Source organism: Streptomyces sp. 2-1 (genome assembly GCF_048564895.1).
Lineage (GTDB): Bacteria > Actinomycetota > Actinomycetes > Streptomycetales > Streptomycetaceae > Streptomyces > Streptomyces phaeochromogenes.
The window spans coordinates 10,733,817-10,756,494 of the sequence record NZ_CP183383.1 but is presented as its reverse complement, the minus strand read 5'-3'; the positions used below and the strand labels follow the sequence as shown (position 1 = coordinate 10,756,494).

Here is a 22,678-nt window from a genome sequence, read left to right as displayed (position 1 = left end):
GATCGGCACTGAGCGGTTCGCGTTCCCGGGAACCTCTGGACCCGTACAGGCGTCGCATGGATCATCGGCGCACGGGGCGTACAGGCAGGGGGGCCGATGGGCCGGTTCGAGTTCGGGGAGTACCGGACGCTCGCGCTGCTCGGGGCGGGTGGCATGGGCCGTGCGTATCTGGCCCGTTCGGGGTCGGGGCGGCTCGTCGTGGTCAAGGTGATGCATGCGCACCTCGCCGCCGAGCCGCTGTTCCGGGAGCGGCTGCGGCGTGAGGTGCAGGCGGCGCGTGCCATGACCGGCCCGTTCACGGCGGCCGTGCTGGACGCGGAGCCGCAGGCCCCGCTGCCGTGGCTGGCCGTCGAGTACTGCGCCGGCCCCACTCTGTCGGAGGCCGTGGCCGGGTACGGGCCACTGGCGGCCGGCGACCTCGCCTCGCTCGGTGCCGCTCTCGCCGAGGCACTCACCGCGATCCACACGGCGGGCCTGGTGCACCGCGACCTGAAGCCGGCGAACGTCCTGGTCACCGGCCAGGGCCCGCGCGTCATCGACTTCGGTATCGCGAAGGCACTCGGTGACGGACCTGGCTCGGGCCCGTCGGACGAGGCCCTGACGGGGAGCGGGGGCATGCTCGGCTCCGTCGGCTTCATGGCTCCGGAGCAGATCACGTACGCCACCGAACCCGCCGCCTCCTGTGATGTGTTCGCACTCGGGGCGCTGCTCGCGCTGGCGGCGACGGGCCGCAATCCGCACGGCGGGGGTACGGCACCGCAGATCGTGTACCGAACGCTGCACGAGGAGCCGGACCTCGTCGGCGTACCGGACGGGGAGTGGGCAGCATTCCTCACCCGCTGTCTGTCGAAGGACCCGGACGAGCGCCCCACCGCGCCGGAGGTCCTGGACTGGTGCGCCGTCCGCGCGGCCGAACGGCCCTGGTGGGAGCGGCCGGAGGTGACCGCGCTGATCGAGGGCCACGAGGAGGCCGTCGCGCGCCGGATCGCCGTGTCGGCCGAGGCCGACGGGGAAGGGTCCACCCGCCTCGCCCCGCCGCCGAACCCCTCGGGTCCGTCGCGCAGACGCGTGTTCGCGTGGGCGGGCGCCGCCGTGACGACCGCCGCAGCGGCTACAGCAGCGACGATCGTCCTCCTGGGGGACGAGCGCGACGCGCGGCGACAGCCGGCCACCCCGTCCTGGCGCTCCGGCACCCCGCTGTGGACCCGCGAGGTGGGCGCCCTCGAATACGGCGGCACTCTGACCCGTACGGCCGACGCCCTCTACGTACGCTTCGACGGCACGGCCCGCCGACTCGACCCGCAAACCGGCGCCGTGGCCTGGGAGTTCGAAGACGCGTCCGCCGTCCTGCCCTACGGCGACGCGGTGTACGTCACCTACCGCCCGACGGATCTCGCCTACCCCAGGATCGTGGCGATCGACGCGGCGGGCGGCACCGAGCGGTGGCGCACGGGCACCCTGGAATCAAACCCGTACCGGCCTTTCGACTTCAGCTCACTCGACGGGGACTCGACGCTGCTCGCCGTCACGCGCCGCACGGCATGCCTGGCCACGTTCGCCTCGTACGGCACGATCTGGGCACGGCGCACGAACCGGGGTCAGCGCTGGCGGGCGTACGGCTTCGACCTACCGACGGGCGCCCCGCTGTGGTTCAGGGGCGGTACGGCGGCACAGGTGACGGCACTGGACGCGGCGGGCGGCCGGTTCGCCCTGGCCTCGGCGACCGATACATTCGGCCCCCTGTACGTGCTCGATGAGCGCTCGGGCGAGGAGGAGTCCAGCATCCCCGAGGGCTCGGCCACTCCCGAGGTGCATCCGGGAGCCCGGGGAACCCACTACTACACGACGCAGACGTCCGTACGCCGGGTGAACCTGGCCACGGGGAAGACGCGGTGGAAACGGCACCTGGCCGACGCGAAGGTGGTGGCACCGCTGGCCGGCGACGAACTCGTCTTAGCCACCACGGCCGAGGGCCTGGGCGCACTGGACGCGGCGGGCGGCGACCGGCGCTGGTGGCGCGACGACGTCCGCGCGCTCACCACCACCGACGGCCGCCCTCTGACGGACGGCACCGTGGTCTACGCGACGGGTCCCCGCCCGGGCGAATCCAGCACGCCCACGGGCACGTCCACGTGGGGCATCCACGCCCTGGCGGCCACCACGGGCAGGCTGCGCTGGGCCGTCCCGGTGGACGGCCTGACCACGGCGTCGTACGGGGCGGCGGGCGACGGCCTGGTCCATGTGTGCACCGGCACGACGCTCCAGACGTTCCGCGGCCCGTGAGCCACGCCGGTCTGCCCGAGCAGGCACAACGGCGGCGGTACCCGCCCACCGACGACCACCCCCGACGGCGAAGGAAAGGCCCTCTGGAGGCCCGCGCATGACCACCGCCCTTCATCCGGAGGACCCCAAGCAGCTGGGCCGGCACCACCTGATCGGCCGGCTCGGCGCCGGAGGCATGGGCCAGGTCTACCTCGCCCGCTCTCCGGGCGGCCGTCTCACCGCCATCAAGACGATCCACGAGCACCTCGCCGCGGACCCGCACTACAGGGAACGGTTCCGCCGCGAGGCCTCCGCCGCCCGCAGAGTCACCGGCGCCTACACGGCCCCCGTCCTGGACGCCGACCCCGACGCCCAACTCCCCTGGCTGGCCACGGCTTTTCTGCCCGGAGTCACCCTGCGCCGCGCCGTCGCGGCGACCGGCCCCCTGCCCGCACCGGCCGTACGCGCCCTCGCCGCCGCCCTCGCCGAGGCGTTGCGCGACATCCACACGGCGGGCCTCGTCCATCGTGACCTGAAGCCGTCGAACATCCTGATCACCCGGGACGGCCCCCGCGTCATCGACTTCGGCATCGCCCGCGCCCAGGACGACCGGGCCCTGACGGAGACCGGCGGGATGATCGGCACCCCCGGGTACATGTCCCCGGAGCAGATTCTCGACGGCCCGGCGGTGACCGCGGCGACGGACATCTTCGCGCTGGGCGCGGTGCTCGCGTTCGCGGCGACGGGCCGGGACGCGTTCGGTGCGGCCTCCGTGCCCGCGCTGCTCTACCGGATCGTCCACGAGGAGCCCCAACTCGACGACGTGCCCACGGAATCGGGCTTGAAGGACCTGATCGACGCCTGCCTCGACAAGTCCCCCGGCAACCGCCCCGACGCCGCCGCGATACTCCTCCGCACTGCCACACCCGCCCCGTCGGCCTGGTGGCGCGACGAGCCGCTGCGTTCCCTGGTGGCCGACGCCGAGTCGACGCCGCACCCCGGCCCGGAGCCGACGCCGGCTCCCACCGTCTCGCTGCCGAGCCCAGCCCCCTCCCCTTCCCGGCTGGGCGAGTTGTCCCGCCGCGCCGCTCTCGCAGCCGGCAGCGCCGCCCTCGTCGGCCTGTTCGGCTACGCGGTGGCGCGGGGCGGTGGCGCCGACGACCCGGACGAGGATCCGGACGCCTGGAAGGTGACCGGGGGAACGGCCGCCCCCGGCGCCGTCCGCTGGCGTCTGAGCGCCGGCGCCGGCCGCGTGGACGGCCTGCTCGCCACACCGGCCGGGCTCGTCCTGCACGGACTCGAAGGAAGTCTCACCAGTACCGGTTCGACCCAGTTGCGTACCGCCTCGACGGGCCGTCAGCGCTGGGCCGCAGAGACCTCTGCCGAGGTCCCGGACGACTGGGGCGTCACCGACGACGGGCTGCTCCTCGCGGGCGACATCGGCCTCACCCCCACCGCCACCAGCACCGGCAAAACCCTTCCCAAGGCGGCGACACCGGAGCCCACCCAGCAGTGGTACGCGCTCGCCGGCACCGTCATGGTCATCCGCGACACGGACGTGCTGCGCGCCGTCTCGCTCACCACCGGCACCGAACTGTGGCGCCGCGAGCAGTCCACCGAGTGGAGCCGACCCGCCGTCGTCGGCGACGCACTCCTGCTCACCGACGAGTTCGCCCGTGCGACCTGCGTGGACGCGAGGGAAGGTGAAGAACTGTGGACCTACAAGGAGTTGGGCAAGGACGACACGGTGACGGCCGTGGGCGCACTGCCCCCGGACCGGTTCGCACTGCTCACCGAGAAGGGCATGCTGCACATCGTCGACGCCCGCAGCGGAGACCGGACAGCCGCCCGCGCCCTGAAGGCCGAGATCGCACGCGGCGCCACGGCTCTCGCCCGCACCGGCACCGCCGGCCTCCTCCTGACCGGCTCCACCCTGCACGGCTTCGGCCTCGACGACGCCCGCCCGATCTGGAGCACGCCCGCGCTCGGCCTCGATGCCTGCTGGACCCGGGGCCCCGGCGGCGTCCATGTCCCCGTCGTCGCGGGCGGACTGCTGCTGCACTGGAAGGACGGCCGCACGCTCACCGCTCTCGATCCGCGAACAGGCCAATCCCGCGGCCGGGCAAAGCAGTTCGAGGACACGGGCACCGCCCAGTGCCCGCCCGCCGTCGCACCGGACGGCGCCACCGTGTACGCGGCATCGGGCCGTGCCTGCGCGGCACTGCGGACGACCACGAAGGGCCTGACCGAAACCCACACCCGCACAGCCCCCGCCCCCGTCACCGCCCTCACGGCCGACACCCGCGGCTGGTATGCCTGCGCGGGCCGCAAGACCGTGATGGCGATCAACGGGTAGCCGTCAGCCAACCGGCCATGTCAGCCGACACGCTCGCCCCCGAAAACAGAAGCCCTTGGTGACGGCATCGTTGGGCTGCGTCAGATTTTGCCGCAGCCGCTGAGGCCCCAGTGCTTCATGACCTCTCGGGTCCGAGGGCCGTAATAGCCGTCGGCGTGGGCCTCCCCGAGGTAAGCCGCCTGGATGGATCTGACGGCGAGGAAGGTCTTTTCGCCGTAGTAGCCGTCGACGGCAAGGTCGAAGTTGTGGCAGTTGTTCAGGCTGGTCTGGAGGACTTTCACGGCCTCGTTGGACCTGGTGGTGTTGAGGACGAGGTTGCAGGTCAGGCTGGGAGTCGGCTGCCCGTAGGCGGGAACCTTGTGCCCACTGACGTTCTTGTACGTGTTGCAGGTCGGGTAGGGGTCGGCCGCCGCGGCTGAGGGCGCAAGGGCCACACCGGTGAGGACAACAGCGGCGAGTGCACCGGCGGCGGTGGCGAGACGTGACCTGGTCGGGCGAGAGCGCATAGCTCCCTCACTTTCCGTGCTATGCCAACGGAACTCGGTAGTTGGCATGGATTTGGATGCAAATTGAAGGATCTGAGAGTTCATGGGTGAGGTGCGCAGAAAGACGGGGACCAAGCAGCCGATCTTCACGACACCCTCCCCTCAACCTGACTCTGAGTCGCGTCGAGACACTGCACGCGACCCGTCCTCTACGTGGTGGGAGGGCGGGCCGCGGCGTCCGCGCGGTCAGTGGGCCGGCTCAGCAGAGGTGCGAGAACCTGTCGGCATAGTGCGCGAACGCGGCCTTGGTACGTGTTCCGGCGATCCCGTCGACGGCAAGGTCGTAGCCGAGGTCGCGGGAGTTCAGGTAGCGCTGCAGTGCCTGGATCGTGTCGGGTCCGACGATTCCGTCGACGGTCCCGGCGTCGAAGTTCAGGCTGTTGAAGAACCTCTGCGCTGCCTTCCAGCTGTCGGTACCCAGCTGCCCGTCGATCGTGCCGGGGTTGTAACCCAGTGCGCGCAGCCAGCACTGCCAGTCCTTCGCCTGGGCGGTGCTCAGCCCCAGGTTGACCACCGCGAGCGGCGCGACCTCGGCGCTCGCCGCCTGCTGCCGGTCCGGCGCGGGAGCCGCGGTCGCCGTGCCCGCGGTGGCCAGGCCGCCGACGGCGATCCCGACCGCGGTGGTGACACTGACGAGTGCCTTGGTTGGAGCTCGCATGCTGTTCCCCTCCGTTGACGTGCGTTGGGCGGAACCGACCGCACCCGCCGACTCCGCAACGAGACTGCGGGTTCGGCGCGACGTCAGACCACAGTTGACGCAGAAGTGGCCTCATCCTGGGACGTCCACCATGCTGACCTGCTGGAACGTCGCCCGCCGAGTCGCTACGGCGGGACGGCCGCGAGCGAGGACAGTCGATTCCGCACAGGGGCCGGGGCCCCGCTCCGTGGGCGCAGTGACAGCTGATGCAGAATGTGGCCGGGACACGTGGGGCCGGACCGGCGGTCCGGAACGCGAGTGGGGGAATCATGTCGCGTTGGAAAGAACTGCCCGCCGAACTGCACGTGGACGTCCGCCAGTTCGTCGTGCGATTGCGCAGACTGAAGGACCGCAGCGAACTGAGCACGCGTCAACTGGCCGCGAAGAGCGGGTACAGCGCCAGGTCGTGGCAGCGGTATCTGAACGGCAGGTCACTGCCGCCCCCGGAGGCCGTCGAGGCGATGGCCCGCATCGGCGGTGACGATCCGACCCGGCTGCTGGTGCTGCACGAGATCGCCGCCGAACAATGGGCGGAGGGCAGCGTGGTCACCACCGGTGCCCCGGAGAGCACGTCGGCACGCACATCCACGGAGCAGCAGTCGTCCGGGCGTTACCCGCGCGCCCTGGTCACGGCGGGAGCGGTGGCGCTGGTGCTGTCCGTCTCCGCGGCACTCCTGCTGGCCGTACGGCTCGCCGACACCCGTGCCCAGCTCGCGGACGCCCGCGCCGCTACGGTCTCAGCGGCCCCGACCATCGTCTCGGAGTCCCTGGTGCCGGTCATCTACACCTGTCGGCCGGAGCAGCGTGACGGCCGCTGGTACGCGGGCTTGAGCCGCACCACGGACGCCATCCTGGCGTACACCTACGTGGGGCCGGAAGTGGCCGAGGCGCAGTGCCTGCTGCGCCGGGCGGGCATCCCGCCGGGCGACATCGACGGCGTCTTCGGCCCGAAGACGCAGCGCGCGGTCGAGCGCATCCAGACACGGGATGGGCTGGTCGTGGACGGTGTCATCGGCCCTCACACCTGGAAGGCCCTACGGGAGGCGGCGCCGAAGTGACCGCGGAACACACCCGGCTGACCGCCGGATTGCGGGAGTTGCGGGCCCGTACGGGTCTGAGCCTGGCGGCACTGTCGCAGTGCACGGCGTACAGCAAGTCCTCATGGGAGCGCTACCTGAACGGCAAGAGCCTGCCTCCCCGTCAGGCCGTACAGGACCTGTGCCGGGTCGCGAACGAACCGGACGGACGGCTGCTGGCCCTGTGGGAGATCGCCGAGGCGCACTGGAGCGGGCGCGCGGCACTCCCCGCCCCTGCCCCCGACAAGCCGCGACCACAGCCGCAGGAACCGCTCCGGCCACCCGGGGGCGGGCGGCCACGCGGCCGCAGTGCCAGGTTCATAGTGGTGCTGGCCTCGGCGTACACCGTGATCGCCGGTGGTGTGGCGTTGGCTCTCTTACTGCTGCCGGACCGGGGAACCCCGGCGGACGAACCGCTGTCGGCCTCCGCCCCGTACTCTCTCGCTCCCCAATGCCACGGAGCCGCCTGCGAGGGCCGGGACCCGATGCGCATGGTCTGCGGCATCGCCCCCGACAACCTCACCACGTACCGCACCGCCACCGGCGCTCACGTGGAGCTGCGCCACAGCCAGAAGTGCGGCGCGAGTTGGGCCCGGGTGTGGGGCACCCGGATCGGCGACCGGGTAGAGGTCACGGCGGGCGGCCCGACCCACGACGTGCGCATCCGGGACAAGGACGACACGGACAGCTACGTCTACACCGAGATGACCGCGGCCCACCCCGGCAGCACGGTCCGAGCCTGCTTCCGGCCCGCGTCGGCCGACGGCGAACAGGAGTGCGTCGAGGCCCGCGTGGGCGGGGCGGCCACCGCGACCCGGCCGCCCTCGCCTCAGTAGCGTCAGCCCCTCGGAGACCGGCGCCCTCTTCAGCTCGCACGGCTGCCGGATCCGCCCGACCCACGACATATTGATAACGGTATCCATTTTCATATAGCCTCGGCCCTGCTCACCCACCAAGGAGGACCGACATGGCCGTTCCCAAGCGGAAAATGTCCCGCAGCAACACCCGTCACCGCCGCGCCCAGTGGAAGGCGACCACCTCACAACTCGTGCCGGTCACGGTCGACGGGGTCGCCCGGCTCGTGCCCCAGCGGCTGGTCAAGGCGTACGAGCGCGGGCTTCTGCGCCCCGAGGGCTGACCGGCCATGAGGTTCGACCGACTGCCCGTAACCGTGCTGTCCGGATTCCTCGGCGCGGGCAAGACCACCCTGCTCAACCACGTCCTGGGAAACCGCGAAGGCCTGCGCGTCGCGGTCATCGTCAACGACATGAGCGAGATCAACATCGACGCCAGCCTGGTGCGCGGCGGTGAAGCCGCCCTGTCGCGGACCGAGGAACGACTGGTCGAGATGACCAACGGCTGCATCTGCTGCACCCTGCGCGACGACCTGCTGGAGGAGATCGACCGGCTGGCCCGCGAGGACCGCTTCGACTACCTCCTCATCGAGTCGAGCGGCATCTCGGAACCGATGCCGGTCGCCGCCACGTTCGCCTTCGCCCGTGACGACGGCGCCACCCTCGGCGACCTCGCTCGCCTCGACACCATGGTCACCGTCGTCGACGCGGCGAACTTCCTGCCCGAACTGGCCAACGGTGACGAACTCGCCGAGCGGGGCCTGGACCAGTACGAGGACGACGAACGCACGGTCAGCGACCTGCTGATGGACCAGATCGAGTTCGCCGACGTCATCGTGCTCAACAAACTCGATCTCGTCCACGAGGACGCCGCGGCCCGGCTCCGGGCAACGCTCAGCCGCCTCAACCCCGTCGCCCGGATCGTCCCCGCCGTCCATGGCCGGGTCGAGCTCGGCGCGGTGCTCGGCACCGGACTGTTCGACCTGGAGCGCGCCCAGCAGGCACCGGGCTGGGTCATGGAGCTCAACGGCGACCATGTCCCCGAGACCGAGGAGTACGGCATCTCCTCGACCGTCTTCCGCTCCGAAGCGCCGTTCCACCCGGGCCGGTTGTGGTCCTTCGTCACCGGAGAACTCGACGGTGGTGCCTTCGGGCAGATCCTGCGTTCCAAAGGCTTCTTCAGCCTCGCGAGCCGCCCGTATGTGACGGGCCTGTGGTCGCAGGCCGGCTCCGTCGCCCGCTTCGAGCCCTCCGGCGCCCGCGACACCGACGGACCGAGCGGCCAGGAACTCGTCTTCATCGGCACGCACCTGCACGCCGAAGCCCTCCACGCCGCACTGACCGACTGCCTCATGACCGACGGCGAGAGCCTGCCGCCCCTCGACCCGTTCCCCACCTGGGACACCTACGGCATCGACGACACCTGCGAGCACGAGCACCCCGAACTCGTAGCCGGGGCCTGAGAACTCCACTTCAATCAGGACCCCGTGCCGTTGCCGTTGCCGTCGCCATCAGATGTTGGTCGACCGTCCAAGACGCTGCGATACCCTTAACGGGATACCCATTCCGTTCTCGAAGCAGGAAGCGAGCCAGATGTCTCGTATGGCAGCGAAGGACCGGCGCGAGGAGCTGATCGCGGCGGGGTTTCGGGTGATGATCCGCGACGGAGTCACAAAGGCGACCACGCGCGCGATCGTCAATGAGGCCAATATGCCGCTGGGCGTCTTCCACTACTGCTTCAAATCGCGTGAAGAACTGCTTCAGGAAGTCCTCACCCGCTTTACCGACAGCACGGTGGCCGCAGCGCGGAAGACGTTCGAAGGGGAGGGCGACCTCGGATCGCGTATCACCAAGAGTCTGAGCGCCTTCTGGGGCACTGTCGAGCTCAGCCCGGGAGAACACCAGGTCAGCTACGAACTGACGCACTACGCCCTGCGCCAGGCCGGGTTCGAGGATCTGGCCCGACGTCAGTACCAGCACTACCGGGAAGTCCACCAGGAGCTCCTGGAGGAGGCCGCCAAGGGCGCGGACATCGAGTGGACCGTGCCCGTTCCGGTGCTGGCCCGCTATCTCAACGCGGTGCTCGACGGCGTCACCCTGAATTGGCTGGTCGACCGCGACAGCGAGCAGAGTCGCGAGGTCCTGAGGCTGACGGGTGACCACCTCTTGACGCTGGCCCGCGAGCGACCCCGGCCGGCAGCAGAGCCGAGCCCCGCGACAGCAGAACCGAGCCCGGCGTCGTAGTCGCCACCGGTCGGGAAAGCGGCCGGCACCGCTCCGCCGAACCCGGAGCGGCGCCGCGCCGCTTACGTCTGCATCGTCCACTCGAAAGAGTCGCCTACTGGAACAGATCGGGCTCTTCCGCCGTGATCTGATCCCAGAGCGGACGGAACTGGAACCAGCCCGGCAGCGCACCGGAGATCTGGTCACGGACCATCCGTGCCGTGTCGGGGTCGATGAGGTGCGGCTCTCCGGCGGCCATGGCCAGCAGCTGGGCCTGGCAGGAACGCTCCATCGTGATGAAGTACCAGGCCGCCTCGGCGACGGACGACCCGACCGTGAGCAGCCCGTGGTTCCGCAGGACGACGGCCTTGCCGTCGCCCAGGGCCGCGCCGATGCGCCGGCCCTCCTCGGTGTCGTTCACCACGCCCCGGTAGTCCGAGTAGATGCCGTGGTCCTCGTAGAAGGCGCAGGCGTCCTGGGTGATCGGCTGCAGCGGGACGCCGAGGCTGGAGAACGCCTTGCCGTGCACGGAGTGGGTGTGCGCCGCCGCGACCGCGTCGGGCCTGGCCCGGTGCACCTCGGAGTGGATGCAGAACGCGGCGTTGTTCACCGGGCGCCTGCCTTCCAGGAGCGTGCCGTCGTGATCGACGAGGATCAGGTCGGAGACGCTGATCTGGCTGAACGACATGCCGAAGGGGTTGACCCAGAACGCCGACGGGTTCTCGGGATCGCGGGCCGTGATGTGTCCGGCCACACCCTCGGAGAAGCCGAAGCGGGCGAACAGCCGGAAGGCGGCGGCGAGTTCCTGCTTGCGCACCTCGCGCTCCTGCTCGAAGCTCAGGTTCTGCCGGGGCAGCGGCAGGGAGACACCTTCGGGCAGGGTGGCGACGGAGGCGTGCGCGGGCGTCGCGGGCGCCTCGGGGATCGTGTTCGTCTCGGGCGTCGTGGTCATGGTCCGGCCTCTCGTCGAGATCTGAGGGTTCGTGAGTTTTCGTGAATTACGGATGCGTGAGCCACGGGACGTGCACTGCGTATGCGTGAACAGAGGGGCTCGAACCGCTACTTGGCGCGGCCGCGCAGACCGCGCACGCCGGCGCCGTACATGACGTCCACCAGGCGGAGGATGAACCGGTACGCCGAGGGCTCGTACGGGATCATGTGCATGTCGCGACGCATCGGGAACCGGTTCGCGCTGATGGCCTGGAGCCTCGTGTACTTGAGGAATCCCTCGGCCCCGTGGCGGACACCGAGGCCCGATTCCTTCCAGCCGCCCATGGGCAGACCGAGGGCCATGTAGTTGGTCTGGGCGTCGTTGATGGTGACGCAGCCGGCCTCGAACCGTTCGGCGAGGCGGCGGGCGCGCTTGATGTCCGATCCGATGATCGAGGCCTGCAACCCGTACTTGCTGTCGTTGACGAGCCGGAGCGCCTCCTCGCCATCGGCGACCTTCATCACGGGCAGCGTGGGGCCGAACGTCTCGTCCCGCATGCACTTCATGCTGTGGTCGACATCGACGAGCAGCGTGGGGGCGAAGAACCGGCCGGGTCCTTCGGCAGCTTGCCCTCCGACGAGTACGCGGGCGCCCTTGCTCACGGCGTCGCCGACATGGTCCTTGATGACCGCCAGCTGGGGAGGGAAGGTGACGGCACCCACGTCGACGCTGCCGAGCCCGGTCGGCCTGCCCGAGGTGACCTGCTGGAACCGTTCACGAAGCAGGGCGATGTACGCGTCGTACACCGGCTCCTCGACGTAGACCCGCTCCACCGACGTGCACATCTGGCCCCCGTTGGACAGGGCCCCCTGGATCGTGACGCTGACGGCCCGCTCCAGGGAGGCGTCGGCGAGGACGACCAGCGCGTCCTTGCCCCCGAGCTCCAGCGAGCAGGGGATGAGGCGCTCACCCGCACGGGCCGCGACCAGGCGGCCGGTCCTGGTCGAGCCGGTGAACATCACGAAGTCCACGGTGTCCACGAGCGCGCTCCCGGTGGCCCCCGCGCCGGTGACGACCTGGAAGACGTCCTCGGGCCAGCCGCACTCACGGGCCATCCGCTCCATCAACAGCGCGGTCAGCGGGGTCTGTTCGGAAGGCTTCAGGACGACCGCGTTGCCCGCGGCGAGGGCGGGGATGGCGTCGCCGAAGGAGTTGAGCAACGGGTTGTTCCACGGGCCGATGACTCCGACGACACCGCGCGGCACCCGGCGCGTGGACATGCTGCGGCCGAGGACGAACGGCGAGAGGGAGCGGATTCTCGTGGTGGCGAGCAGACCGCGGGCCTGCTTCGCCCAGTAGGCGAAGGCGCTGGCGCAGTAGACGATCTCGACGATCGCGTCCTCCTCCGCCTTGCCGTTCTCCTCGACGATGAGGTCGGCGATCTCCTGCCGGTGGGCCAGGAGCCAGCGGCGGCCCCGCGCGAAGAACTCGGCGCGGGCGCGGGTGTCCAGCTCGGCCCAGCCCTGCTGCGCCCGCCGGGCGCGCTCCACCGCCTGCGCCACCTCTTCCGCGGACGTCTCGGACACCTCGCCGACCCCCGCTCCGGTGGCGGGGTTGTCCACCGCGATACGTGCGCCCGTCGGGGAGCCGCCTGTCATGAGCACTTGATTCTGAGTCACGGAAACTCCCACCGGAACGTTGACTTCTCTTCACCCAGAATGAGACGGTCAGTCGTACAAGTCAAGCGTCTTGTACAAGCGTCCAAGTGGACGGGAAGGAGCGGTTGGGTGAAGAGGAAGACTTCGATCGCGCTGAGCGGCCTGGGCGTTCCCGAGTCCTTGCGCTGGCACCAGGGAGCTCTGTGGTTCTCGGATCTCGCGCACGGCACGGTGCACCGATGGGACGGCACCGCGGAGCCGGAGACGGTGGTCGAGGTCCCGGGCCGGGCCGGCGGGCTCGGCTGGCTGCCGGACGGCCGCCTGCTGGTCGTATCCATGGACGGAGGCCGCGTCCACCGCCTGGAGACCGGAGGCGAACTGGTCGAACACGCCGATCTGCGCCACATCGTCGGCGGTCCGGTCAACGACATGCTCGTCGACCCCGAAGGGCGCGCCTACGTCGGCAACTTCGGCTTCGACTACCACGCCCACTCCCGCGAGCACCCGAACTCCATGCTCTACGCGCCCCCCGGCCCCCCGAGAGCCCCGATCGCCTGCCTGGCACCGGACGGAAGCCTGCTCGGACTGACGGATCCCCTGCTCTTCCCGAACGGGACCCTGCTCACCGCCGACGGCAGGAGCGTGATCGTGGCCGAGACCCTGGCCATGCGGCTCACCGCCTTCTCCAGGAACCCCGACGGCACCCTGACCCGCCCGGAGCCGCGGGCGCCCCTGATCTCACCGCTCCTGTGGCGCCTGGTGAACCACCCGGGGGCGCTCGGCCGCGTCACCCGCAGGATCTCGGCCCTGCTGGACCACCCGGCCGTATCGAAGCGCTCCTCGTCCCCGATCGCACCGGACGGCATCGCGTGGGACACCGACGGCACGTCCATCTGGGTCGCGAACGCCCTTCGAGGCGAATGCGTGCGCGTCGCCCGCGGTGGCCGCGTCCTCGACCGGGTCGCCACCAGCCAGAACACCCTGAGCTGCCTGATGGCCGGACACGACGGACGCACCCTCTTCGCCGCCACCGTCCCGACGGACGACCCCGTCCGCGCCGCCGAACTCAACGGCGGCCGCATCGAGATGGTGCGGCTGTAAGCCCTGCTCCCGCCCTGTCCCTGGGTAACAATCCAGGAGAATTCCACTTGAACAGTTGACTTGGACAGTTGACCAGGAGAATCTGTCGCCATGCCCCAGCCATCCGAAAAGAGCAAGGTCCTTCTCGTGACCGGCGCCGCCGGCGGCATCGGAGCCGCCATCGCGGAACTGTCGATCACACGCGGCCATCGCGTCCTGCTGACAGACGTGGATGAAGAGGCCGTCGTGGCCCGAGCCCGCGCCCTGGGCGAGCGGGCCGCCGCACACACCCTGGACATTCGCAGTCCCGCGGACTGGAGCAGGGCGTTCGACGCGGCTCAGGCGCGATTCGGAGTCGTCGACGTACTGGTCAACAACGCCGGTATCACCCACACCGGACTCGCCCGCGATCTCCGCCCCCAGCAGCACCGCGACATCGTCGAGATCAATCTGCTCGGCACCATCACGGGGGTCTGCGCGGCGCTGGAGCGCATGACCGCGCAGGGCCACGGTCACATCATCAACGTCTGCAGCATGACGTCGTTCCTGCCACTGCCCGGCTACGCCACCTACGGCGCCACGAAGCACGGTCTTCGGGCCTTTCACCACAGCGTCGCGATCGAGGAACGCGACGGACCGCTGGACTTCACGATCGTCCATCCGCCGTCCACCCGGACCGGCATGCTCGACCAGGAGATGGCCGACCCCTCCGCCGCCATCGCCTTCGCGGAGAAGTCCTACGCCCCGGAGCAGATCGCCAAGGCCGTCGTCGACGCCATGACCGCCAAGCCGGTCGAAGTGGTGTTCCCGCCGCTCGCCGGCCGCTTCCAGCGGATCGTCGGAGTCTTCCCCCGGCTGATGCGCCGCGTCATCCCCATCGTCGAAGCCCAGGGCCGACGCCGACGGGAGAAGCTGCGCTCCGCTCAGGGAATCCCGGCATCCCGGAACTGAGGGGGCTTCCCGTACGCGCTTCTCGAAGAGACCTCCCAGAAAGCAGAAAGGGTGCGGAGATGAATACGCACACGACGTCCCGACCGGACGTGAACGCGGACGTGAGAAACCCGGACGTGAAGAGGGCCGTATCCGCTGCCGCCGGGCCGAACGAGGCCCGGATGATCCAGCTGAACAGGGCGACCGAGCACCTGGACCCGCCGTTCGCCGTGGTGGACCTGGATGCCTTCGACGCCAATGCCGCGGAGCTGGCACACCGGGCGGCGGGCCGGGCGACCATCCGCCTGGCCAGCAAGTCGGTCCGCAGCCGCGAGCTGATCGGGCGGGCCGCCCGGCGTGAGGGATACCGGGGAATCCTCGCCTTCACCCTGCCCGAGGCCCTGTGGCTGGCCGAGGACCACGAGGACGTGGTGATCGGCTATCCGACGACGGACCGCACCGCGCTGAAGCGGCTCGCCTCGGACGAGCGCGCGGCCTCCCGCATCACCCTCATGATCGACTCGATGGGCCAGCTGGACTTCGTCGACAAGGTGGTGGGCGCCTCCCGCCCCGACATCCGCGTCTGCATCGATCTGGACGCCTCGCTGGAACTGGCCGGAGGCCGCATCCACCTGGGCCCGTACCGCTCGCCGGTGCACTCCCCCCGGCAGGCCGCCGCGCTCGCCCGCGCCGTCCAGGAGCGACCCGGATTCCGGCTGGCCGGGCTCATGTCCTACGAAGGCCAGATCGCCGGGCTGGGCGACAACCAGCCCGGCTCGCTGCTCAGGCGGGCCGCGATCCGCGCCATGCAGCGCCTCTCCGCCGCCGAACTGGCCGACCGGCGCGCGGCGGTCATAGCCGCCGTGGAGGCCGTGGCGCCGCTGGAATTCGTCAACGGCGGCGGTACGGGTTCCATCGAGCAGACCTCCGCCGAACACGTCATCACCGAGATCGGTGCCGGATCGGGGCTCTACGGGCCCGGACTCTTCGACTTCTACCGGCGCTTCCGCCCCCGGCCCGCGGCCTTCTTCGTCATGGGCGTCGTACGCCGCCCGAGCCCCAGGATCGCCACCGTGCTCGGCGGCGGCTGGATCGCCTCCGGCGCGACCGGCCTCGACCGCCAGCCCACCCTGGCCTGGCCGCACGGGCTGCGTACGAACCCACGGGAAGGGGCCGGCGAAGTCCAGACACCCGTCCTGGGCGCTGCCGCGCACGGGATGCGCCTCGGCGACCACGTGTGGTTCCGGCACGCCAAGGCCGGCGAGCTGTGCGAGCGCGTCAACACACTCCACCTGGTGTCGGGCACGGAGGTCGTCGACGAGGTCGCGACCTACCGGGGCGAGGGACACGCCTTCCTGTGACTGTGCCCCGTCCCTGAACAGGACCGTTTCCGCTCCCGGGAGGCCTTGTGTCCACCGAGTTCCACCCGCCGGCCCCGATGCCGGCGGACGCCGTCACGAAACCCGCGGGCCATGCGCCGACCGAACCCGTCTCCCGTGGCTGGATCACCTTGTTCGGCCTGGTCTGGTTCGGGTTCTGGATGGCGAGTCTCGTCCCCCTTCAACTGCTGCTGCCCCAGCAGCTGGAGATCATCGATCCGGCATCCAAGGTCCACGGTTTCGCCGTCGTCAACGCCCTCGCCGGACTGGTCTCGTTGCTCGCCCTCCCGGTGTGCGGGGCGTTGTGCGACCGCTCCCGAAGCCGTTTCGGACGCAGAAGGCTCTGGCTCGCGGGCGGCGCGCTGTGGTTCGCGGCGGGGCTGGCGATCACCGGGGAGCAGACGACGGTGCCGGGCATGACCCTCGCGTGGTCGGCGAGCATGCTCGGTCTCAGCGCCGCCACCGCCGGGCTGACGGCCATGATCGCCGACCGCGTCCCCGTCGGCCAGCGCGGTCTGGTGTCCAGCGCGATCTACGGCCCCCAGGCCCTCGGCGTGGTGACCGGCATCGCCCTGGTCTCCGTGTTCGCGCTGTCCCCCGCGAGCGGATACCTCGTCATCGCGGCCCTGCTGATCGTCTGTACCGCGCCGTTCCTCGCGCGCTTCCGTGACGCTTCGTACGACGCCGAGCCCGCGCTGAGTCTGCGTACGCTGCTCACCTCCATGGGCCGCTCGCTCAGGAACCGCGACTTCGCCTGGGCGTTCGGCGGGCGGCTCCTGGTCAACCTGGCGAACTCCCTGGGCGTCTGTTACACCCTCTACTTCCTGACCGACGACTTGTTGGTTCCCGATCCGGCCGGCAGCCTGCTCGCCTGTACGGCCCTCTATCTCGTGGCCGGTGTCCTGGCCAGCTCCGTCGCCGGAGTGCTGTCCGACCGCCTCGGCAGGCGGCGGATCTTCGTCGCCCTGGCGGCGCTGCTCCAGGCGGCCTCGGGATTCCTCCTGGCGAGCTTTCCCAGCCTCGGCGTCACGCTGGTGGCGTCGGCCGTCATGGGCGCGGGTTTCGGTGCGTACATGGCCGTCGATCAGGCGCTGATCACCCAGGTCCTGCCCGACGCCGAGAGCCGGGCCCAGGACCTCGGCATCATGAACATCGCCGCGGTCGTCCCGCCCTCGCTGGCCCCTCTGATCGCCAGCTTCATCATCACGTCCGACGGCGGCTATCCGCTCCTGTTCTCCTGCGTAGGCGTGGCCGCGACCGTGGGAGTTCTCCTCGTGTACCGCGTTCGATCCGTCAGATAGCTCCCGCACCCCGATGGACCCCGCACTCCGCCCCGCACTCCAAAACGAAAGGAAAGCCGTGGACACGCTCCGCTCCAATGATCCCCGGCCCAGAACGAACCCGAAGCCGGACACCTGGCGGAACTGGGCCGGGAACGTCACCGCTCACCCGGCCCGAGTCGTCTCCCCCGCCTCGGTCGAGGAGCTCCGCGCCGTCGTTCGCCGGGCGGCCGAGGACGGTCTGCCGGTGAAAGCGGTGGGCAGCGGCCACTCCTTCACCACGGCCGCCGCGACCGACGGCGTACTGATTCGCCCCGACCGGCTCGGCGGCATCCGTACGATCGACGCGAAGGCCGGCACCGTCACCGTCGAGGCGGGTACGAGACTCAGGACGATGAACATGGCTCTGGCCCAACAAGGCCTGTCGCTCACGAACATGGGCGACATCATGGAACAGACCGTGGCCGGAGCCACCAGTACAGGCACCCACGGCACGGGGCGCGCGTCGGGTGCGATCGCGGCGCAGATCCGTGGCCTGGAACTGGTGACTGCGGACGGCTCGCTGCTGTCGTGCTCCGCGACCCAGAACCCCGAAGTGTTCACCGCGGCGCGCGTCGGACTCGGCGCTCTGGGCATCGTCAGCGCCCTCACGTTCGCCGTCGAACCGCTCTTCCTCCTCGCCTCCCACGAAGAACCAATGACGTTCGACACGGTCACCGCGGCCTTCGACGAACTCCACGCGCACAACGACCACTTCGAGTTCTACTGGTTCCCGCACACGGACAACTGCATCACCCTGCGCAACAACCGGACCGCCGGCCCCCACGCCCCACTGGGCTGGCTCAAGACATGGTTCGAGGACGAGTTCCTCTCCAACAACGTCTTCCAGGCACTCAATTCCGTATGCCGGACCATCCCCGCCACCGTCCCGGCCATCGCGCGGATCACCAGCGGTGGCCTGTCGGCCAGGACCTACACGGACATCCCGTACAAGGTCTTCACCAGCCCGCGCCGCGTCCGGATGATCGAGATGGAGTACGCCGTCCCTCGCGAGGCCGTCCTCGACGCCCTCCGTGAACTCAAGGCCATGATCGAGCGCTCCGATCTGCGCATCAGCTTCCCGGTCGAGGTCCGCACCACGCCCGCCGACGACATCACCCTCTCAACGGCAGGCGGACGCGACAGCGCCTATATCGCCGTCCACGTCTACCGGGGCATGCCGTACCGGCAGTACTTCGCGGAAGCGGAGCGCATCTTCGTCGCGCACGAGGGGCGCCCGCACTGGGGCAAGCTCCATACCCGGGACGCGGCCTACTTCGCGGACGCCTACCCCCGCTTCGACGAGTTCACGGCACTGCGCGACCGGCTCGACCCCGACCGGCGCTTCACCAACGCCTATCTGAGCAGGGTGCTAGGCGACTGACCCACCCGGCGCCCGCGTGGCTCAAGCACCGGGCGGACAGGGCCTATTGCGGAACCGCTGTCAGACCCACCCCCTATCGTGTCGCGCCATGATCTCGAGCAATGCCGGCAACGATCCCGATGCCTCCCGGATGGCCACCCTGCGCGAGTTGTTGGCGACAGGTAAGCCGGTCAAGATGCGTAGGGCCATCGGGGAACTCGTCCTGATCCCGGACGACGGAACAGCACTGGCCCTGGCGGCCCGGTCGGAGAGCGAGGTCGAGGTCTCCTCGGAGACGCTGTTGCGGCTGTGGCCCCGGGCAGCCGACCCGGACGGATTCTGCGCCGCTCTGCTCGCCCCGGCCCTCGTGCGCGAGGGCCGGACCTCCATACGCCTGCGCCGGATGACCTCACTGACCGGCCTGCGCCACCTCACCACACTCCACGGCCTGCACATCCACCGCTGCAAGGAGATCACGGACCTCACCGAGGTGGCCGCGCTCACCGGGCTCACGGACCTCGGCCTCAACGGCTGCGCGGGCATCGAGGACCTGACCCCGATCAGCGGCCTCACCGAGCTGACCCGGCTGGGCCTGCACCGCTGCCGGGCGGTTCAGGACACCGCACCACTGCTGGCGCTGAGGAAACTGCGAGAGCTGGACCTCAGCATGACCAGGGTGCGGTCCGCCGACGGTTTCACCACAGCGTTCCCCGCGCTGGAGACACTGTCACTGCACGGCTGCCGCTCCTTCATGGATGCCTCCCAGCTGTCCGGGCTGACCCGGCTCACCCACCTGGACCTCGGCTGGACCGGGATCCGTGACCTGACCGGCCTGCGTGACGTTCCCGCCATGACCCGCCTGGACCTGCGCAGTTGCAGCCGCCTGAACGACCTGGCCGGTATCGACGCGATGTCCGGCCTGACCGAGCTGATCCTGCAGGACTGCCCCCGCCTGGAGACCCTCCGAGGACTCGCCCCGCACCCCCGCCTGGACCAGCTCGAGATCAAGAACTGCTCCCGGCTGGTGGACCTGAGCGGGATGTCCCCACTCACCCGGCTGAAGAGACTGACCGTGCGCCGCTGCTTCGGCGCCTACCGCGTCCCCGCGCTGCTCGCCGCCCTCGTGGTGTCGTTCGGGATGTCCATGAACGCGATGCTCCTGCGCAACGGATTCCCGGGCCTGCCCGACCAGGACCCCGGATGGTGGACGCTTCTGTGGATGGCACCCTGGGCTGCCTTGTCCCTCCTGGCGGCTGCGTGGCCGCCCGAAGCGTCCCGCCCCTGGCCCATGTTCACCCGCCGCTGCCGCGCCGCGCTCGCGCGGGCGCTGGCCGACGAGAGCCCGGAGACCGGCTTCAGGGTCTCCAGAGGGGCGTACCCGCCACGCGCCTCGCAGGCGTCCACTGCCGGTGCGAACGGCCGCCAGCACCCGGACGAGCCGACGGACCGTACGGGACGCGGGGATCCCGCCCAACTCGCCAACGACACAGCGGACTTGGATGTGGACCACGACAGCGGCTTCGTGGGCGGCGACTGAGGCGGGACGCGACACGCCGTCAGCACCCAATCGAAGTAGTTGCACAATCAACTTCTGTACTCTCGGGTGCGCATGACGGCCGTGGACGACCGTCCCGCTCTGCCAACTCCCTTACAGGGAACCGGTATGCGCTGGTCGCCCGAGGGGACGGCCGATGGTTGCCACGACTACTCAGCAAGGAACAGCCATGAAGATCGGTTTTGCGCTCCCGCAGTTCCACAAGCAGGCCTTGGGCATAGCCCGGACCGCGGAGTTCGCGCGCGAGGCGGAGAACGCGGGGGCCGCGAGCCTCTGGGTGGGCGACCGTAACCTGGCCGCCGTCAACCCCAAGGTCGGCTACGGCGGGCAGGGCGACTCGATTCCGGCCGAACTCAACACGGCCGCCGACCCGTTCGTACTCCTGGCCATCGCAGCGAGCGCCACCGAACGCGTACTGCTCGGAACGCATGTGCTCATCGCCCCGCTGTATCCGCCCGTCCAACTGGCCAGGTCGCTCACCAGCATCGACGTGATCAGCGACGGCCGTCTGCTGCCCGGATTCGGAATCGGCTGGTCACCGGAGGAGTACGAGGCGGCGGGCTCGGACTTCACCCGGCGCGGCGCCCGGATGAACGAACTGCTCGACGCCCTCGACGCCATCTGGACCACCGACCCGGCCCAGTACAGCGGCGAGCTGATCTCGGTGCCCCTGCACCACTCCCCCCTCAAGCCCGCCAGGCGCCCCCGTCCGCCGTTCTACCTCGGCGCCATGTCCGAGCGCGCCCTGCGGCGGGTCGCCGAGCGCGGTGACGGCTGGCTGCCGCTGGTCGTGGTGCCCAGTTACGTGGACATCGACGGGCTGGTGAACCAGCGGGCGGCCATCGACCAGCTGGCCCGGGAGGCCGGCCGGGACCCGTCCGCGATCGATGCCGTCCTGCGGGTCAACATCGATGCGGGCACCCCGACCCAGGATGTCGCAGACACCATCAAGGCTGTCCACGAGCGCACCGGCATCGACCACTTCATGGTCGACTCCATGTACGCCGTCCACAGCGTCGACGAGGCCCTGGCCGTCGCCGCCGAACTGATCGCCCTGGTCCAGAAGGGCTGACGTCGCTGCGCCGATCCCCCTGTAGCAGCCGGAGTCGCCGCCAGGGGGATCGATCGGTTTGGCGGAACGTCCTGCCACTGAGGCCCTGTCTCAGCCCACCGCCCGCTTCACGAGTGCGCGGATCGCCACCTCATTGGCTTCGCTCAGTCCTGTCAGGGCGTAGGCGGTCGGCCACATGATGCCCTCCTCCAGGTTCGCCACCGCTTCGGCGCGGTCGCGCTACGCTCTCGGCCCTCCGCCCGGCCCGGGCGGGCACGACACGACGACAGGGGGCACGATGCGAGCCGGTACGGGGCTTCGGTCGCTGATACCGCTGTTGGCCTGCGGGGTCATGGCCGCGACCGCGGGCTACGGAGGCTCCACCGACGAACAGGGCGGCGAGTCCCTGGAGTTGGAGGCGAAGTGGCACGACAGGATCAGCGAGGCGGTGAACGCGAAGCCCGACGGCTGCAAGGCGGGCGTGGGCGGTGCCTGCGAGACCCATACGGCAGCCGTGCACGCGATCACCGAGCGGTTGCACAAGGAGGTGGAGGCCCGTCCCGACAAGGACCGCTACCAGGCGACACTTGACGGCACCACCGCCATCAACGAGCAATACGACCAGTACTTCACCGAGTTGTGCGCCACCGTGCCCGAGACCACGGTCGATGCCGCCACCACCCAGAAGTTCAATACCTGCTCCGGGCTCTACACCTCGATCATCACGGGCGCGAACGACCTCCAGAACAACCTGCGCCCGTCCGAGTAGTCCAGGGCGTCCCGAGGCCTGGCCGGAAGCGGGACGACCGCCCGGCTTCGACGTGGCCGGGGCCGGACCCGGTCGCCGCCGCCCTGCGTCAGTCGGTCCGTTCGAGGTACGACGCCAGGTTGGCCAGTGAGGAGGCGATCCCGGTTTCGTGGTCCGACTGGTCGATGCCGGATGGCACATCCGTGGCGGTGACGGTCACCTCGGTTCCGTCACCGGCGGCAGCGAGATGCCAGGTCATCGTCATGGTGCCCGCGAACGACGGGTCGTCGGCCTCGAACACCGCCCGCTGCACCACGCGCTCCGACGGCACCAGTTCGGCGAACCCCACGTCGACGACATCCGTCGCGTCCGAGGTCTTGCCGGGGCTGTCGGTGGGATCGAGGTAGGTGAGCACCATCCGGAATCCGCCACCGGGCCGGGGATCCCACCACTCGACCCGCCCGCGCATGCCTTCCGGCGGCAACCAAGCCTCCAGGGACTCCCGGTCGAGCAGAGCACCGTAAACAGTCGCCGGTGGTGCCGCGATCACCCGGCTGGCGCGGTCGGTCCTGTCCATGGCCCGAGTCTAGGGCGAAGGCGGTTCCCCACGCGGCGCAGGGCGACGGTGCCCGGGCAGTGCCGGGACGGACG

20 protein-coding genes are annotated in these 22,678 nt (G+C 70.2%); 15 read left to right on the top strand and 5 right to left on the bottom strand.

All coding sequences use genetic code 11. The features are described from left to right. The first annotated feature begins 96 nt into the window (after positions 1–96). A complete protein-coding gene (locus ACN20J_RS46990) occupies positions 97–2,283 on the top strand; it encodes a protein kinase domain-containing protein (RefSeq protein ID WP_419668468.1) in 2,187 nt (728 codons plus the stop codon). A 97-nt stretch (positions 2,284–2,380) separates the two neighbouring features. Next, positions 2,381–4,618: a protein kinase domain-containing protein gene (locus tag ACN20J_RS46985; protein WP_419668467.1), complete on the top strand. Its 2,238-nt coding sequence runs from the start codon at positions 2,381–2,383 to the stop codon at positions 4,616–4,618. An 80-nt stretch (positions 4,619–4,698) separates the two neighbouring features. Here the strand turns inward: ACN20J_RS46985 and ACN20J_RS46980 are convergent, their stop codons facing one another. Beyond that, positions 4,699–5,124 (bottom strand): peptidoglycan-binding domain-containing protein, encoded by a 426-nt coding sequence (locus ACN20J_RS46980; protein WP_419668466.1) that lies wholly within the window; start codon positions 5,122–5,124, stop codon positions 4,699–4,701. A 238-nt stretch (positions 5,125–5,362) separates the two neighbouring features. After that, positions 5,363–5,821: a peptidoglycan-binding domain-containing protein gene (locus ACN20J_RS46975; protein ID WP_419668465.1), complete on the bottom strand. Its 459-nt coding sequence runs from the start codon at positions 5,819–5,821 to the stop codon at positions 5,363–5,365. 308 nt (positions 5,822–6,129) lie between these two features. Here ACN20J_RS46975 and ACN20J_RS46970 point away from each other — a divergent pair, with 308 nt between their 5' ends. From ACN20J_RS46970 to ACN20J_RS46950, 5 genes are all read left to right on the top strand, one after another. After that, on the top strand, positions 6,130–6,918 hold the full coding sequence (locus ACN20J_RS46970; protein WP_419668464.1) for a peptidoglycan-binding protein: 789 nt from the start codon (positions 6,130–6,132) through the stop codon (positions 6,916–6,918). Further along, positions 6,915–7,772 carry a DUF2690 domain-containing protein gene (locus ACN20J_RS46965; protein WP_419668463.1) on the top strand — a complete coding sequence of 286 codons (858 nt, stop codon included), beginning with the start codon at positions 6,915–6,917 and terminating at the stop codon, positions 7,770–7,772. The genes ACN20J_RS46970 and ACN20J_RS46965 overlap by 4 nt, the downstream gene beginning before the upstream one ends. 131 nt (positions 7,773–7,903) lie before the next feature. Beyond that, complete coding sequence (gene rpmF / locus ACN20J_RS46960) at positions 7,904–8,074, top strand: 50S ribosomal protein L32 (RefSeq protein WP_189842864.1); 171 nt, start codon at positions 7,904–7,906, stop codon at positions 8,072–8,074. Positions 8,075–8,080: 6 nt separating this feature from the next. Continuing rightward, complete coding sequence (locus ACN20J_RS46955) at positions 8,081–9,253, top strand: GTP-binding protein (protein WP_419668462.1); 1,173 nt, start codon at positions 8,081–8,083, stop codon at positions 9,251–9,253. A 139-nt stretch (positions 9,254–9,392) separates the two neighbouring features. Beyond that, the gene (locus tag ACN20J_RS46950) at positions 9,393–10,034 is read left to right on the top strand and encodes a TetR/AcrR family transcriptional regulator (protein WP_419668461.1); all 642 of its coding nucleotides are present in this window, start codon (positions 9,393–9,395) and stop codon (positions 10,032–10,034) included. Between the two features lie 94 nt (positions 10,035–10,128). Here the strand turns inward: ACN20J_RS46950 and ACN20J_RS46945 are convergent, their stop codons facing one another. Both ACN20J_RS46945 and ACN20J_RS46940 read right to left on the bottom strand, forming a co-directional pair. Further along, on the bottom strand, positions 10,129–10,965 hold the full coding sequence (locus tag ACN20J_RS46945) for a class II aldolase/adducin family protein (protein WP_189842867.1): 837 nt from the start codon (positions 10,963–10,965) through the stop codon (positions 10,129–10,131). Positions 10,966–11,072: 107 nt separating this feature from the next. Continuing rightward, the gene (locus ACN20J_RS46940) at positions 11,073–12,623 is read right to left on the bottom strand and encodes an aldehyde dehydrogenase family protein (protein ID WP_419668460.1); all 1,551 of its coding nucleotides are present in this window, start codon (positions 12,621–12,623) and stop codon (positions 11,073–11,075) included. A gap of 108 nt (positions 12,624–12,731) precedes the next feature. Here ACN20J_RS46940 and ACN20J_RS46935 point away from each other — a divergent pair, with 108 nt between their 5' ends. The 8 genes from ACN20J_RS46935 to ACN20J_RS46900 all read left to right on the top strand — a co-directional run bounded on the left by ACN20J_RS46935 (position 12,732) and on the right by ACN20J_RS46900 (position 22,048). Next, a complete protein-coding gene (locus tag ACN20J_RS46935; RefSeq protein WP_419668459.1) occupies positions 12,732–13,703 on the top strand; it encodes an SMP-30/gluconolactonase/LRE family protein in 972 nt (323 codons plus the stop codon). Between the two features lie 90 nt (positions 13,704–13,793). Next, the gene (locus tag ACN20J_RS46930) at positions 13,794–14,633 is read left to right on the top strand and encodes an SDR family NAD(P)-dependent oxidoreductase (RefSeq protein ID WP_361912737.1); all 840 of its coding nucleotides are present in this window, start codon (positions 13,794–13,796) and stop codon (positions 14,631–14,633) included. Between the two features lie 59 nt (positions 14,634–14,692). Next, a complete protein-coding gene (locus ACN20J_RS46925; protein ID WP_419668458.1) occupies positions 14,693–15,973 on the top strand; it encodes an amino acid deaminase/aldolase in 1,281 nt (426 codons plus the stop codon). A gap of 47 nt (positions 15,974–16,020) precedes the next feature. After that, positions 16,021–17,292 (top strand): MFS transporter, encoded by a 1,272-nt coding sequence (locus ACN20J_RS46920; RefSeq protein WP_259333898.1) that lies wholly within the window; start codon positions 16,021–16,023, stop codon positions 17,290–17,292. Between the two features lie 58 nt (positions 17,293–17,350). Further along, the gene (locus ACN20J_RS46915) at positions 17,351–18,694 is read left to right on the top strand and encodes a D-arabinono-1,4-lactone oxidase (protein ID WP_419668457.1); all 1,344 of its coding nucleotides are present in this window, start codon (positions 17,351–17,353) and stop codon (positions 18,692–18,694) included. A gap of 88 nt (positions 18,695–18,782) precedes the next feature. Beyond that, entirely contained in the window at positions 18,783–20,210 is a 1,428-nt protein-coding gene (locus tag ACN20J_RS46910; RefSeq protein WP_361912745.1) for a leucine-rich repeat domain-containing protein, read from the top strand. 187 nt (positions 20,211–20,397) lie between these two features. Beyond that, positions 20,398–21,300, top strand: a complete 903-nt coding sequence (locus tag ACN20J_RS46905) for a TIGR03619 family F420-dependent LLM class oxidoreductase (RefSeq protein WP_361912748.1) — start codon at positions 20,398–20,400, stop codon at positions 21,298–21,300. A 331-nt stretch (positions 21,301–21,631) separates the two neighbouring features. Beyond that, positions 21,632–22,048, top strand: coding sequence for a hypothetical protein (locus ACN20J_RS46900; RefSeq protein ID WP_419668456.1), 417 nt, complete (start codon positions 21,632–21,634; stop codon positions 22,046–22,048). 88 nt (positions 22,049–22,136) lie between these two features. Here ACN20J_RS46900 and ACN20J_RS46895 read toward each other — a convergent pair whose 3' ends face one another. Further along, positions 22,137–22,604 (bottom strand): SRPBCC family protein, encoded by a 468-nt coding sequence (locus ACN20J_RS46895; RefSeq protein WP_419668455.1) that lies wholly within the window; start codon positions 22,602–22,604, stop codon positions 22,137–22,139. Positions 22,605–22,678 lie beyond the last annotated feature (74 nt).